Annotated in this window: 14 protein-coding genes; 7 read left to right on the forward strand and 7 right to left on the reverse strand. The window is 57.0% G+C overall.

Annotation, left to right across the window (positions count from 1 at the left end; all coding sequences use genetic code 11):
• Nucleotides 1-35 precede the first annotated feature (35 nt).
• The 3 genes from FHC52_RS04680 to FHC52_RS04690 all read left to right on the forward strand — a co-directional run bounded on the left by FHC52_RS04680 (nucleotide 36) and on the right by FHC52_RS04690 (nucleotide 4,989).
• A complete protein-coding gene (locus FHC52_RS04680; protein ID WP_021241642.1) occupies nucleotides 36-647 on the forward strand; it encodes a YitT family protein in 612 nt (203 codons plus the stop codon).
• Nucleotides 648-725: 78 nt separating this feature from the next.
• On the forward strand, nucleotides 726-1,796 hold the full coding sequence (locus FHC52_RS04685; protein ID WP_126288736.1) for a LacI family DNA-binding transcriptional regulator: 1,071 nt from the start codon (nucleotides 726-728) through the stop codon (nucleotides 1,794-1,796).
• Between the two features lie 103 nt (nucleotides 1,797-1,899).
• Entirely contained in the window at nucleotides 1,900-4,989 is a 3,090-nt protein-coding gene (locus FHC52_RS04690; protein WP_126288738.1) for a beta-galactosidase, read from the forward strand.
• 39 nt (nucleotides 4,990-5,028) lie between these two features.
• Here FHC52_RS04690 and FHC52_RS04695 read toward each other — a convergent pair whose 3' ends face one another.
• Nucleotides 5,029-5,856 (reverse strand): nickel/cobalt efflux protein RcnA, encoded by an 828-nt coding sequence (locus FHC52_RS04695; RefSeq protein ID WP_128299554.1) that lies wholly within the window; start codon nucleotides 5,854-5,856, stop codon nucleotides 5,029-5,031.
• A 132-nt stretch (nucleotides 5,857-5,988) separates the two neighbouring features.
• Here FHC52_RS04695 and FHC52_RS04700 point away from each other — a divergent pair, with 132 nt between their 5' ends.
• Nucleotides 5,989-6,261, forward strand: a complete 273-nt coding sequence (locus FHC52_RS04700; protein WP_008499280.1) for a metal-sensing transcriptional repressor — start codon at nucleotides 5,989-5,991, stop codon at nucleotides 6,259-6,261.
• On the opposite strand, the gene FHC52_RS04705 is transcribed toward FHC52_RS04700, so the two are convergent.
• A complete protein-coding gene (locus tag FHC52_RS04705) occupies nucleotides 6,254-7,819 on the reverse strand; it encodes an EAL domain-containing protein (RefSeq protein ID WP_126288740.1) in 1,566 nt (521 codons plus the stop codon). The two genes, FHC52_RS04700 and FHC52_RS04705, sit on opposite strands and share 8 nt — an antisense overlap.
• Nucleotides 7,820-8,038: 219 nt before the next feature.
• On the opposite strand from FHC52_RS04705, the gene FHC52_RS04710 reads away from it, so the two are divergent.
• Both FHC52_RS04710 and ykgO read left to right on the forward strand, forming a co-directional pair.
• The gene (locus FHC52_RS04710; RefSeq protein ID WP_006176933.1) at nucleotides 8,039-8,299 is read left to right on the forward strand and encodes a type B 50S ribosomal protein L31; all 261 of its coding nucleotides are present in this window, start codon (nucleotides 8,039-8,041) and stop codon (nucleotides 8,297-8,299) included.
• Nucleotides 8,300-8,301: 2 nt separating this feature from the next.
• The gene (gene ykgO, locus FHC52_RS04715) at nucleotides 8,302-8,442 is read left to right on the forward strand and encodes a type B 50S ribosomal protein L36 (protein WP_003859006.1); all 141 of its coding nucleotides are present in this window, start codon (nucleotides 8,302-8,304) and stop codon (nucleotides 8,440-8,442) included.
• On the opposite strand, the gene FHC52_RS04720 is transcribed toward ykgO, so the two are convergent.
• Nucleotides 8,439-9,149 (reverse strand): GNAT family N-acetyltransferase, encoded by a 711-nt coding sequence (locus FHC52_RS04720; RefSeq protein WP_126288742.1) that lies wholly within the window; start codon nucleotides 9,147-9,149, stop codon nucleotides 8,439-8,441. The two genes, ykgO and FHC52_RS04720, sit on opposite strands and share 4 nt — an antisense overlap.
• Nucleotides 9,150-9,250: 101 nt before the next feature.
• Here FHC52_RS04720 and FHC52_RS04725 point away from each other — a divergent pair, with 101 nt between their 5' ends.
• Entirely contained in the window at nucleotides 9,251-10,711 is a 1,461-nt protein-coding gene (locus FHC52_RS04725) for a PLP-dependent aminotransferase family protein (protein WP_220419930.1), read from the forward strand.
• On the opposite strand, the gene FHC52_RS04730 is transcribed toward FHC52_RS04725, so the two are convergent.
• The 4 genes from FHC52_RS04730 to tomB form a co-directional block, all read right to left on the reverse strand.
• Nucleotides 10,683-11,150: a YlaC family protein gene (locus FHC52_RS04730; protein ID WP_008499285.1), complete on the reverse strand. Its 468-nt coding sequence runs from the start codon at nucleotides 11,148-11,150 to the stop codon at nucleotides 10,683-10,685. The genes FHC52_RS04725 and FHC52_RS04730 overlap by 29 nt on opposite strands.
• Before the next feature lie 117 nt (nucleotides 11,151-11,267).
• Nucleotides 11,268-11,819, reverse strand: a complete 552-nt coding sequence (gene maa / locus FHC52_RS04735) for a maltose O-acetyltransferase (protein WP_008499286.1) — start codon at nucleotides 11,817-11,819, stop codon at nucleotides 11,268-11,270.
• A 206-nt stretch (nucleotides 11,820-12,025) separates the two neighbouring features.
• The gene (locus tag FHC52_RS04740) at nucleotides 12,026-12,244 is read right to left on the reverse strand and encodes an HHA domain-containing protein (protein WP_008499287.1); all 219 of its coding nucleotides are present in this window, start codon (nucleotides 12,242-12,244) and stop codon (nucleotides 12,026-12,028) included.
• 27 nt (nucleotides 12,245-12,271) lie between these two features.
• Nucleotides 12,272-12,646, reverse strand: a complete 375-nt coding sequence (gene tomB / locus FHC52_RS04745; RefSeq protein WP_008499288.1) for an Hha toxicity modulator TomB — start codon at nucleotides 12,644-12,646, stop codon at nucleotides 12,272-12,274.
• Between the last annotated feature and the right edge of the window lie 100 nt (nucleotides 12,647-12,746).

The raw sequence follows: 12,746 nt of genomic DNA on the forward strand, positions 1-12,746 counted from the left end.
CAGGATGAAAGTCTGGTTCACTGGAGAAGATAAAAATGGTACGTCGTCTGCTACAACTCTATGTCGGTTTAGGACTGTATGGCCTGTCCACCGCGATGTTTATTCGTTCCGATTTGGGTGTCGATCCCTGGGATGTTTTTCACCTTGGGGTGGGGATACAGCTGGGGATGACTATCGGAACGGTGATCATTTTAACCGGTGCTGCGGTGCTGCTGCTGTGGATCCCCCTGCGCCAGATGCCGGGCCTGGGCACCATCAGCAACGTGATTTGTATCGGTCTGGCGGCGGATGCCAGCATGGCGCTTATCCCGGAACTGGACTCGTTACCTGTGCGCATCGCTTTCCTGGTGTCGGGTATCGTGATGAACGCGATTGCGACCAGCATGTACATCGGCGCCGGTTTTGGGCCAGGCCCGCGCGACGGCCTGATGACCGGCATTCATGCCCGGCTGGGATGGTCCATTCGCAGCGTGCGTACCTCCATTGAGGTGTCCGTCCTGCTGATTGGGTGCGTGCTTGGCGGCACGTTTGGGGTGGGAACGGTAGTGTACGCCCTGACTATTGGCCCACTTATCCAGCTCTGTCTGCCCTGGTTCCGCCAGAAGCCGAGCGTTGCTGAAATTGCGCAGCCGGAGCGGGTTGTTTAATTTTGCGAAGCGCTCACATGTTTTAACGGCGTCGCTGTGCCACAATAATGGGCCCCGACTCACGCGATGCCACAATGCATGAAAGCTATCACTCTCTATGATGTCGCCCTCCTTGCGGGGGTTTCTTATCAGACCGTCTCTCGTGTCATTAACGACGCGGAGCATGTGTCTGCCCGTACCCGGGAAAAGGTTCAGCAGGCGATGGCGGAGCTGCACTACGTGCCTAACCTGCGCGCGCAGCAGCTGGCGGGTAAACGCACCCGCACGCTGGGACTCATCACCACCGATCTGGCCCTGCATGCGCCCTCGCAAATTGTGTCGGCGGTAAAATCCCGTGCGGCGGAGCAGGGGGCGAGCGTCCTTATCTCCATGGTGGAGCAACCGCAGCAGTGTCAGGCCGCGCTTCAGGCGCTGCTGGCACAGCGGGTGGACGCGCTGCTGGTGAATGTTCCGCTTGATGATGAACACGCCGAACAGCTGAGGGCGCTGGCGTCGCCCGTTCCGGTGCTTTTTCTTGATGTCTCGTCTTCAGCACAGGTAAACAGCCTCGTATTTAACGCCGTACAGGGGGCGCATCTGGGCGTTGAGCACCTGCTGTCGCTGGGGCATCAGCGCATTGCCCTGCTGAGCGGGCCGGAAAGCTCAGTCTCTGCTCGGGCGCGTCTGGCGGGATGGAAAGCGGCTCTGGCCCGCGCGGGGCATGAAGCCACTGCGGTGGCCTACGGAGACTGGAGCGCGGCCAGCGGTTATGAGAAAGGACATGTGCTGCTGTCGGGTACCGCATTGCCGGATGCCATTCTGGTGGCGAACGATCAAATGGCGCTGGGGGTAATGCGCGCCTGCGCGGAAAAGGGGATCGCGATTCCAGGTCAGATGTCGGTGGTCGGGTTCGACGATACGGCTGACAGCGCCTGGTTTTCCCCGCCGCTGACGACCATTCGCCAGGCGTTTCGCGAGGCGGGCGAGCGCAGCGTGGAGTGGCTGCTGGCCCCCACCGAAGGCGAGACGTGCTGGCAGGTTCAGCTGCCGGTGACGCTGGTTACCCGCCATTCCAGCGCGCGTCGTGCGCCGCAGCAGGCCGAACGCGAGGATCTGGCGCAGCAGCTCAGAAGCCTGGCTCTCCTGGCCGAGCAGCTTGTCCGCAAATAAGACTTTTGTGATCGGACTCGCTACCCTGCGATTGAATGCTTTACCGTCGCAGAATGCCAGGGCATGTTAACCAAAATTGTGAGCGCTTCGCAAAGAGGTTACTATGTCCAACACATCCTCGCTGACCCTCAGCGACATCCTGGCCCGTCGGGACTGGGAAAACCCCGGCGTTACCCAGTGGAACCGCCTGCCCGCACACGCGCCGTTAGACAGCTGGCGTAATGAATCTTCCGCCAGAGATGACGCTGGATCTATCAGCAGGCGCTCTCTTAACGGGATGTGGCGATTTAGCTATTTTTCTTCACCCGAGCAGGTTCCTGAGGCATGGGGCAGCGAAGATTGCGCGGATGCCGTCGCGATGCCCGTGCCGTCGAACTGGCAGATGCAGGGGTTCGACACGCCTATCTACACCAATGTCACCTATCCCATCCCCGTTAACCCACCTTTTGTGCCGCAGGAAAACCCGACAGGTTGTTACTCGCTCACATTTGACGTGGATGACGCCTGGCTTCAGCGCGGGCAAACCCGAATTATTTTTGATGGCGTGAACTCGGCGTTCCATCTGTGGTGTAACGGGCAGTGGATAGGCTATTCCCAGGACAGTCGATTGCCCGCCGAGTTTGACCTCTCGGCGGCATTACGCCCCGGGCAGAACCGCCTGGCGGTCATGGTCTTGCGCTGGTGCGACGGCAGCTATCTGGAAGATCAGGACATGTGGCGCATGAGCGGCATTTTCCGCGATGTCTCCCTGCTGCATAAGCCGGAGACGCACATTGCGGATTATCACGTGGTCACCGATCTGAATGCGGAGCTGGACCGCGCGGTGCTGAAAGTCGACGTCGCGCTGGCAGGCACTGACTACCCGGAATGCGAGGTGGCGATCACGCTGTGGCGCAACGGTGAACGCTGTGGCAGTACTACCCAACGGCCCGGATCTGCCATTGTGGACGAGCGCGGCAACTGGGCCGAGCGGTTAACGGCGGCGATCCCGGTTACAGCCCCCGCGTTATGGAGCGCAGAAACCCCGGAACTCTATCGTCTGACGATCGCGCTTTTGGATGCGCAGGGCAGCGTGCTGGAGACGGAAGCGTGCGATGTCGGCTTCCGCCGCGTTGACATCAGCAACGGCCTGCTGAAGCTCAACGGTAAACCGCTGCTGATCCGCGGGGTTAACCGGCACGAGCATCATCCGGAAAATGGCCAGGTGATGGACGAAGCGACGATGCGCCGCGATATCGAGATCATGAAGCAGCACAACTTCAACGCCGTGCGCTGCTCGCACTACCCGAACCATCCGCTGTGGTACCGGCTCTGCGATCGCTACGGGCTGTACGTCGTTGACGAGGCCAATATCGAAACCCATGGCATGGTGCCGATGAGCCGTCTTGCTGACGATCCGCGCTGGCTGCCCGCCATGAGCGAGCGCGTGACCCGCATGGTGCAGCGCGATCGTAATCATCCCTCAATTATCATCTGGTCGCTGGGCAATGAGTCCGGGCACGGTGCAAACCACGACGCACTGTACCGCTGGGTGAAATCCATGGATCCGACGCGTCCGGTGCAGTATGAAGGCGGCGGCGCGAACACTGCGGCGACCGATATTGTCTGTCCGATGTATGCCCGGGTCGATCAGGATCAACCCTTCCCGGCGGTGCCTAAATGGTCAATCAAGAAATGGATCGGCATGCCGGATGAAACGCGTCCGCTGATCCTCTGCGAATACGCCCACGCGATGGGAAACAGCTTCGGCGGATTCGCGAAATACTGGCAGGCGTTTCGCAGCCATCCTCGCCTGCAGGGGGGATTTGTCTGGGACTGGGTCGATCAGGCCCTGACGAAACAGGACGAAGAGGGCAATACGTTCTGGGCATACGGCGGGGACTTTGGCGATAAGCCAAACGACCGACAGTTCTGCCTCAACGGCCTGGTCTTCCCCGATCGTACGCCGCACCCGGCGCTGTTCGAGGCGCAGCGCGCGCAGCAGTTCTTCAGCTTTACGCGGGTCAGCACCTCTCCGCTGGTGATTGAGGTGCAAAGCGGGTACCTGTTCCGCCATACCGATAACGAAGTGCTGAGCTGGACGGTTGCCCGGGATGGGAAGGTTCTGGCTTCGGGCGAGGTGACGCTGGCGATAGCCCCTGAAGGTGTTCAGCGTCTGGAGATCGCTCTGCCGGAATTGAAAGCCGAGCCGGGGGAAGTCTGGCTGAATGTTGAAGTGCGCCAGCCGCGGGCAACGCCGTGGTCACCGGCTGACCATCGCTGCGCGTGGGAGCAGTGGCTGCTTCCGTCTCCGCTGTTTGTCGCACCGCCAGCCTCTGCGGGCGAGCCGCCGGTTTTAACGCAAAACGACCGCATCCTGGCGATCGCGCATGGTCAACAGCGCTGGCAATTCGATCGCGCAACCGGAAACCTGGCTCAATGGTGGCGAAATGGCGTGGAAACGCTGATGTCGCCTCTGACGGATAACGTCAGCCGTGCGCCGCTGGACAATGATATTGGGGTGAGTGAAGCGACGAAGATCGATCCGAATGCCTGGGTTGAGCGCTGGAAAGCGGCGGGCATGTACGATCTCACCTCGCGCGTTCTGTACTGTGAGGCAGCGCAGCACGCAGACGAGGTGGTGGTCAAAACCCAGCACGTCCTTGCGTATCGCGGCAACGCGCTGTTTCTGAGTCGTAAAACCTGGCGGGTGGACGATCGGGGAGTACTCCACGGCGATATTCAGGTGGATATTGCGTCTGATATCCCGGAACCCGCGCGCGTTGGCCTGAGCGTTCATCTCGCCGAAACGCCGGAAAACGTGTCCTGGCTGGGGCTGGGGCCGCATGAAAACTACCCGGACAGAAAGCTGGCGGCACAGCAGGGGCGCTGGACATTCCCCCTGGCGGAGATGCATACGCCGTATATCTTCCCGACGGAAAATGGTTTGCGCTGTGATACGCGGGAGCTGGCGCTGGGAACGCATCAGCTGAACGGCCGGTTCCATTTCTCGGTGAGCCGCTACGGCCAGCAGCAGCTGCGGGAGACAACCCATCACCATCTGCTGCGCGAAGAGCCGGGATGCTGGCTCAATCTCGATGCGTTCCATATGGGCGTGGGCGGCGACGACTCCTGGAGCCCCAGCGTCTCGCCGGAATTCCTCCTGCAGACACGCCAGCTTCGCTATACCTTCAGCTGGCAGCAGAACCCTTAACTGACCCTGGAGATGCGGCCACAGAGTGTGGCCGCAGGCTTACGCCAGAATGCCGCTCAGGCCATGCAGGCTCATATAAATCCCTACCACGGTAATCAGCGCAGCGGAGATCCACGGTGCTTTACGGGAGAATTCGCTAAACCCGGGCCAGCGTTTGGTCGCGTGCTTGAGGCTCAAGGCGGCAATCGCGCCGGAAGCGACAAGCGTTAACGCCAGACCAATGCTAAAGCTGAACACCAGCGTCGCGCCGAGGGCGAAATGCTTCAGCTGCAGGCAGATCAGCAGAACGGTAATGGACGCCGGGCAGGGGATAAGCCCGCCGGTCAGGCCAAACATCACGATCTGTCCGGTGGTGACGTTTTGGCCGCTGAAGCGCCGGTTAATATCCTGCGCGTGCGCGCGCTGGTGGGCGTCCTGCCACTCTGCTTCAACCAGCGGGTGTTCGTGGTGGTGATGTTCATGATGATGGTCATGGTCATGGTCATGGTGGTGGTGATGATCATGGTCGTGATGATGATCGTGTGGCTGGCTCTCTTTCCAGGTTCGCCACGCCATCCACAGGGCGATCGCAACGATCAATACCCCTGAGATCAGCTGGAACCAGGGTTCAGACGTATGCGCATCCCATCCCCGACCAAACCATAAACCCGCCATGGCGATAATCCAGACTACTGCCGTATGCGAAAGCGTGGCTGCCAGGCCGAGCAGGACCGCCTGTTTCAGCGTGCCGCGGATAGCCACGATAAAGGCGGCCATCATGGTTTTTGAGTGACCCGGCTCCAGGCCATGTAGTGCACCGAGCAGGATAGCGCTGGGAACAAACAGCCAGGCATTACCCTGCTGCAGAAGTGAGGCGAAATCGTTCATTGAAATTTCCGGAATGGAAGCGTGCGCAAATAGTACTCCCCCCCAGTAGTTTAATACTACCCCCCAGTAGAAAAATACTCAGGGGGAGTAGAGCGTGATATGCTCTAAAAGCCAAAACTGAGGGAGACAGAGATGTCACATACCGTTCGCGACAAGAAGATGTTACTGACTCGCCTGAAGAAAATTCAGGGGCAGAGCACCGCGCTCGAAAAAATGCTCAACAGCGAACACGAATGCGCCGAGGTGTTACAGCAGCTGGCGGCGATCCGTGGAGCGGTCAACGGCATGATGATGCAGGTGATTGAAGGGCACCTTACCGATCACGTGGTGAAAGAGCCCGAAGAGGCGCAGCGTGAAGCCGATCTTGGCGTAGTGCTGCAGGTGATGAAATCCTACCTTAAGTAGCGTGCGTGCCGAGGTTATTCTCTGCCCAAAGAATAAATTCCGTCTTTGGTAGCGCTTTGCTGTAGTACCAGCCCTGTCCGTACTGCACGCCGTGCTGGTGCAGCCAGGCGAGCTGCCCGGCGGTCTCGACGCCCTCCGCCACCATCGCCAGCTTCAGCGACTTCGCCATTTCAATAATGTGCGGCGTCACGTTTTTATACTCCAGCGCATCCACGAACGATTTATCAATTTTTAGCGTGTCGACATCCAGATCCTGCAGATAGCTCAGGCTGGAATAACCCGTACCAAAATCATCAATATAGACAGGGTGCCCCGAACGGCGGAATGCGGCGATAGCCGGCGCGCTGATTTTGGGATCGGCAAAGCCGCGCTCGGTGACCTCAAGGGCGATTTGGCCTGGGTGGACCTTCCATTTGTTCAGCAAGTGACTCAGCAGCGGCGGCAGCGTGCCGGAGGTCAAATCGGCGGGCGCGAGGTTGATGGAGATATGCTGATCGGGGTGAAGATGCAGCCAGCTGCCCATATCCTCGAACACCTTTTCGATAACGAGCTGCGTCAGCTGGGAGATAAGCCCGGTTTGTTCAGCAAGAGGGATAAAAATATCAGGCGAGAGGCTGCTTCCGTCCGGCTGCGGCCATCGCGTCAGCGCCTCTGCGCCGACAATTTTTCCGCTACAGAGCGCCACGATGGGCTGATAGTGAACCACAAAATCGCGGCTGTTAATGGCGTCGAGCAGGCGGTTGCGCGGCGACTGGATGCGACGCAGTATTCGCAGGACAAAGAGCGCGGCAAGCAGGCTTATCAGGATGCCGAAGGGCAGCCACAAAAGCAGCTGCCGGTGCCAGGTTTCAGCCAGCGGTTTGAGCGTAGCCCATGCAACGACGGTAAACCCCAGTTCAGGGACGGGCTTCATAACGTACATTGAACCGTCGTACTGTATGCTGGTCATCTCCTGACCCATGATCGTGTCACGGATATGCGGATCGAGCGTATTGCTGCTGGCAAAGATGCGGCGTGTGGTATTTCCTACCAGGGCAGCATCAATCGCTATCTCGCCGAAGGGGATCACATCCACAAGCGAGGCCGGATCGACCAGAACAAGATAGTGACCTTGCCCCAGTACGGCCATGTAGCGATGAAACCCCAGATCGTTTTGCGTGGTCAGCCATGCGCTGTAACCATCTTCGGTAACGCGCATCGGCGGGGGGAAAGGGGCGGCATGGCTGGTTTGTTCAAGAGAGGAGCAGAGTGGCCTGAGGTTGTCGATATAAATCACTTCCTGCACATATCGCCACGAGAAAGCGACCCGTCGCATCTCCCTTAACTGCGGGGGGCTGCACGGCACACCCTCAAAGGCCTGCAGATGATTGAGCGCTTCCTTCGCCTGATCCACGACCTTGTCGGTACGTATCAGCACGCGTGAGGCATAGTTATCCAGCGCATCGACAAATTTATCTTCCGCCTGACGATGAGCCAGCCAGATGCTCAGGCAAATGGGGACCAGCACGGAAAAGATAAGTATGCCAGTCACCAGACTGACCAGATGTCGGGTTTTCATGCTGTCGTTTCCTTCCTCGTATACCCGTTCCTGAGCACTGAGTTCCCTGCCTGAAGAGAAAGATTTTACCGCGAAATGATATAGTTATAGCACGTGGGGGGCGTGGTTTTCATTTTATCTCAGGTAAACCAGAAAATATCGTCAGAAGGAAGGGGTTGTTTTTTTAACCTGGCCTGGATATTATTTTGTTATGTTATAACAAAACACAAAGGATTTACGATGAAACCAAACATCCATCCAGCGTATCGCACCGTGGTTTTCCACGACACCAGCGCGAATGAATACTTCAAAGTCGGCTCAACCATTAAGACCGACCGCGAAATTGAACTCGACGGTGAAACGTATCCGTACATCACCATCGAGGTTTCTTCAAAATCGCACCCGTTTTATACCGGTAAGCAGAAAACGTTCTCCACGGACGGCAGCGCAGCGCGCTTCCGCAAGCGTTTTGGCGGTTTTCTCAATGCGAAGCGGGGCTAACCATGCAGGTACTTAACTCATTGCGCAGTGCAAAACAGCGTCACCCGGATTGCCAGATAGTCAAACGCAAGGGACGCCTGTACGTGATTTGCAAATCCAATCCGCGCTTTAAGGCGGTGCAGGGCCGTAAAAAAAGACGCTAAACGCGCGTTTCTCGCCAGCTTTCCAGGGATCTTTTCTGTTTGCCATCGGCAGTAAAATTGTCGGTGGCAAGCCAGCTTTCAAAGGCGTTTGCCAGCGCCGGCCACTCTTTGTCGAGAATCGAAAACCAGTCGGTATCCCGGTTATGACCTTTTATGACCAGCGCCTGACGAAAACGCCCCTCAAACTGAAAACCCAGACGCAGTGCCGCTTTGCGGGAAGGCTCGTTCAGACTATTGCACTTCCACTCATAACGCCGGTAGCCCAGGGTATCGAACACATACCGCATCAGCAGATATTGCGCCTCTGTTGACATGGCCGTGCGGCTTAAAAGAGGCGAGAAGTGAACGTGCCCCACCTCCACAACCCCGTTTTTAGGATCGATCCGCATCAGGGACAGCGTCCCGACCGGAGACCGGGTCTGGTTATCGATAACGGTAAAGTGTATGGGATCGGATAACTCGCTTACGCTCGCCACCCATTCGGCAAATTCCTCTGCGGTAGCGTCGGGTTCACGCAGCAGCCACGTCCAGCTGCGCGTATCTTCAGCGAGGGAATAGGCGGAAAACAGCGCGTTGGCATGCTCCACGCGCAGCGGTTCAAGCCGACAATAGCGTCCCTGAAGCACGACCCGGGACGGGTGCTGACGAGGCTGCCAGTCGCTAAGCGCTTCGCCTACGGGCTGTCCGAACTGATTGAATGTCTTCATCTTAATTTCCGTGACGTTGAAAAGAGTTCCAGACTAGTGAATTGCTGGTTCCTTAAAAAGAACCACTGCGCTATGTTTTGATGGTGCCACGAGGAGGTGAGATGAATATACCGGGTGATGAATTTTATACCTTGCTCAATGCTGCCCTGCAAAAACGTGGGGAAGAGACGCGCCAGCGCGCGCTTTATCTTGCTTTACGGGAGGCCATACTGTGCGGAAGGCTACTGTCCGGCAGCCAGCTTCCCGGTTCGCGAACGCTGGCTCAGCAGCTCTCCCTTTCCCGCAATACCGTCAATGCGGCGCTGGACCAGCTCACTCTGGAAGGGTATTTGCAGCGTAACCGCCAGGGAACGCGGGTGGCACAGCTCGCTCACCGCTCTGTCGCCCGGACATTGCCGGACCCTGCCATCAGGCTCGCCCGGCGGGTCGGCCTGCTGCCAGCGCCCGTGCCCCGGGACACGCCGGTGCTGGCGTTTACCCCGGGAACCCCGGCTATCAACTATTTTCCGCTACCGCTGTGGCGGCGATTGTACGATCGCGTGATGCGCGACGAGGGAAGTGCTCTGCTAGGGTATGGCGACCCGGCCGGTGAACCGTCGCTGCGGGCAGCGATTGCCCGACACCTCGCCCTGTCCCGCGGTATCGACTGCGACGCCAGCCAGATAGTGATAACGGAAGGGGCGCTTGAGGGGGTTAACCTGTGCACCATGCTGTTGAGTGAGCCTGGCGATGTCGCGTGGGTGGAAAACCCCGGCTATAGCGGGGCAAAGAGCGCGTTTGTTAAAACAGGCCTGACCATGACGGGAATCCCTGTTGATGACGAGGGAATGTGCTGGGAAGGACGGGATGCGCCTGCTCCCTCGCTGATTTTTACCTCGCCTTCGCACCAGTTCCCCTACGGAAGCGTGCTCAGCGCCCGGCGACGTCTGGCGCTGCTGGAACTGGCCCGGCAGCAGAACGCGTGGATCATTGAAGACGATTACGACAGCGAATTCCGTTATGCCGGTGAGCCTGTGCCCGCGATGCTGGGGATGGTCAACAACGCGCCCGTGGTTTATCTGGGAACGTTCAGTAAAACGCTGTTTCCGTCGCTCAGAATGGGGTTAATGGTCTTGCCGTCAGCGCTGGCGAAAGCGGCTCGCCCGGCCGTCGGCTCGCTGTTGCGGGGCGGGCATCGTGCCGAACAGCGTACGCTGGCGCTGTTCATTGAAGAAGGCCACTATGCCCGTCATCTTGCCGCCATGCGTCGGCTCTATCGTAAGCGATACCGCCAGCTGCGGGAGGTGCTGGGGGCAGAGCTTCACACGCCGCACCGTATACTGGCCGGTGAAGGCGGGATGCATCTGACGCTGGCGATAGACGATATTGACGACCAGAAGCTGGTGGCGCAGGCGAGGGCGTTTCAGCTGGCACCCGCTGCACTGAGCGGGTATTACCTGGAGGCGAAGCAGGGGCAAACCGGTCTGGTTTTAGGTTACGGCAACACCTCTGCTTCGCAGTTTGCGCCGGGGATCCGGCGTCTGCAGGCGTTAATTACGCAGCAGCAGGGCGCGAAAGGGTAAAGACATCATAGAAAGAGAGCTGGCCTTTGGTGGAGACCATTTTCTGCAGCTTCTCTTTTTGCGCTGTTTCAACGGCCGGAGAGTGCATGATGCTGTCGATCAGCTCCGTGGGCACGAAACGTGTGTTATACCATTCACCGTTGTAGCAGACCCGGAAATCGAGAACGTCGATATCTTCGTAACGGTAGCGCGGATTCACGTCGAAAAAGAAAAAGGCGTTAAAGACCACAAACAGCACAACCAGCAGCCAGACGGAGTCCACCAGCGTTTCGGACTTCAGCATCACAATCAGCGTCGCCAGCCAGGCGGCATACATGGCGACAAACAGTCCAGGATGTTTGCGAATAAAGCTAATGCTAAAGCGCGGGCGATTGTCGCGCTTTTCGCGGAGGTTAAGATCGTCGATGGTGGCGGTAAGCAGGCGCTGTATCTCGGTCATTTTTTGCCTTCATAAGAGTTGACAATACAGGGTGTCTGCCAATTTTAGGGGAGCCATCGGGCTGAAAAAAGTAACAGTCAGGCGCTAAAAGACCATAACAGTTGGCTCCCCGCTCCCTTATAAAGTTTTGATGATTTTTGCCGGATTGCCGCCCACGACGACGTTAGCCGGGACGTCTTTTGTTACCACGGCGCCGGAGGCCACCACCACATTATCACCGATCGTGACGCCGGGGTTAATGACCGCCCGGCCACCAATCCAGACATTATTCCCAATGTTAACCGGTTTCCCAAACTCCACGCCGCTGTTCCGTTCCTCTGCATCCAGCGGGTGGGTGGCCGTATAAATGTGCACACCCGGCGCGAGCATGCAGTTATCGCCGATGCGAACAGGGCAGACATCCAGCATCACGCAGTCGAAGTTCGCGTAAAAGTTTTTGCCCAGATAAATATTGTATCCGTAGTCGCAGCGGAAGCTTGGTTCTATATAAGCGCCTTCGCTTTGCCCCAGAAGTTCCGCCAGGATGTTCTGGCGTTCTGTTTTTTCATCGGGCGCGGTGTGGTTATAGCGGTAAACCAGATGGCGGGCCCGCAGTCGGTCGGCCCGTAACGTCTCATCGCCGGGGCGATAATGTTCACCGGCAATCATCTTCTGTTTTTCTACGCTCATAGGAAACCTCTCTGGAAATGATTACCGCAGGGTAATCGGAACAGGTCGAGAGGGGAACGTTCCCGAAAAGCCGATGTGACTGTCGTCACAACATTGTTGCTGATGAACACGTTTTACACGGAGACCTGGCCTGGGCACAGGGAACATAACGGGATAGGTAAAAAACTCAGAACGTGGCGTAGAACTCTACAGACACCCTTCAAAGATTAACGGACAAATTTCCATACAGAAGTAGGGATTTTGTCATACAACTTATTCATGGTCAGCTCAGCAAGACGATGGTCAGCGGCTGAATAAAATACGGCCAGTTCATTATCAGAAAGCTCGTATTTATTCTTTTCAATCACGCGTTCGAGGGTGTCAATTGACTGACAACGTCGTAAGCGCATCAAATAATCGATTTTAGTGAGTGGTTTATCAGACATAAATTCACCTTAGTAATTGTAATAATTTTAACAGGAAAGGCTAACCGGGTTAGCTCTGCTCACGTTGACGAAACAGCGGAATAGCCGGTTTCCCGATTTACGCCATTTTTGCAAATCCTGGGCGTTAATGCCGTAACTACTGAACAACATAAAGGTGTCGTCCAGGTATTCATCAATTTGCTCAATGAGCTTATTATCTTCATTGTACTTAATTTTATAATTAAGTGCGAAGGTTGCGATATGCTCTATCAGCTCATTCAACTGTAAATTGATGGCAGACGTTGGGTCGTTTACCCAGCCATGGTTGCTTTCATCAAGGTTGGCAAGGCAGTCATGGTACAAGGATTCGCAGAGAAATTTCAACTGCGCGATATCATGCCTTTTTGGCGAGTACTCGTCCATAGCGCATCCCCTTCTGAGTGATTTCTTACTCACCGAACATCATTGTCGGGATGGATACAACTGACTTAGCTACATGAGTGCTGTGTTCCTGATAACCTAA

The organism is Enterobacter sp. EC_64 (assembly GCF_019584165.1).
Lineage (GTDB): Bacteria > Pseudomonadota > Gammaproteobacteria > Enterobacterales > Enterobacteriaceae > Enterobacter > Enterobacter roggenkampii.

Bases quoted from the DNA above. Each gene is read 5' to 3' on its own strand.
- FHC52_RS04690 (WP_126288738.1), top strand. From the start codon at position 1,900: ATGTCCAACACATCCTCGCTGACCCTCAGCGACATCCTGGCCCGTCGG.
- tomB (WP_008499288.1), bottom strand. From the start codon at position 12,646: ATGGACGAGTACTCGCCAAAAAGGCATGATATCGCGCAGTTGAAATTT.
- FHC52_RS04700 (WP_008499280.1), top strand. From the start codon at position 5,989: ATGTCACATACCGTTCGCGACAAGAAGATGTTACTGACTCGCCTGAAG.
- FHC52_RS04705 (WP_126288740.1), bottom strand. From the start codon at position 7,819: ATGAAAACCCGACATCTGGTCAGTCTGGTGACTGGCATACTTATCTTT.
- maa (WP_008499286.1), bottom strand. From the start codon at position 11,819: ATGAGCGTAGAAAAACAGAAGATGATTGCCGGTGAACATTATCGCCCC.
- FHC52_RS04720 (WP_126288742.1), bottom strand. From the start codon at position 9,149: ATGAAGACATTCAATCAGTTCGGACAGCCCGTAGGCGAAGCGCTTAGC.
- ykgO (WP_003859006.1), top strand. From the start codon at position 8,302: ATGCAGGTACTTAACTCATTGCGCAGTGCAAAACAGCGTCACCCGGAT.
- FHC52_RS04695 (WP_128299554.1), bottom strand. From the start codon at position 5,856: ATGAACGATTTCGCCTCACTTCTGCAGCAGGGTAATGCCTGGCTGTTT.
- FHC52_RS04680 (WP_021241642.1), top strand. From the start codon at position 36: ATGGTACGTCGTCTGCTACAACTCTATGTCGGTTTAGGACTGTATGGC.
- FHC52_RS04730 (WP_008499285.1), bottom strand. From the start codon at position 11,150: ATGACCGAGATACAGCGCCTGCTTACCGCCACCATCGACGATCTTAAC.
- FHC52_RS04725 (WP_220419930.1), top strand. From the start codon at position 9,251: ATGAATATACCGGGTGATGAATTTTATACCTTGCTCAATGCTGCCCTG.
- FHC52_RS04685 (WP_126288736.1), top strand. From the start codon at position 726: ATGAAAGCTATCACTCTCTATGATGTCGCCCTCCTTGCGGGGGTTTCT.
- FHC52_RS04740 (WP_008499287.1), bottom strand. From the start codon at position 12,244: ATGTCTGATAAACCACTCACTAAAATCGATTATTTGATGCGCTTACGA.
- FHC52_RS04710 (WP_006176933.1), top strand. From the start codon at position 8,039: ATGAAACCAAACATCCATCCAGCGTATCGCACCGTGGTTTTCCACGAC.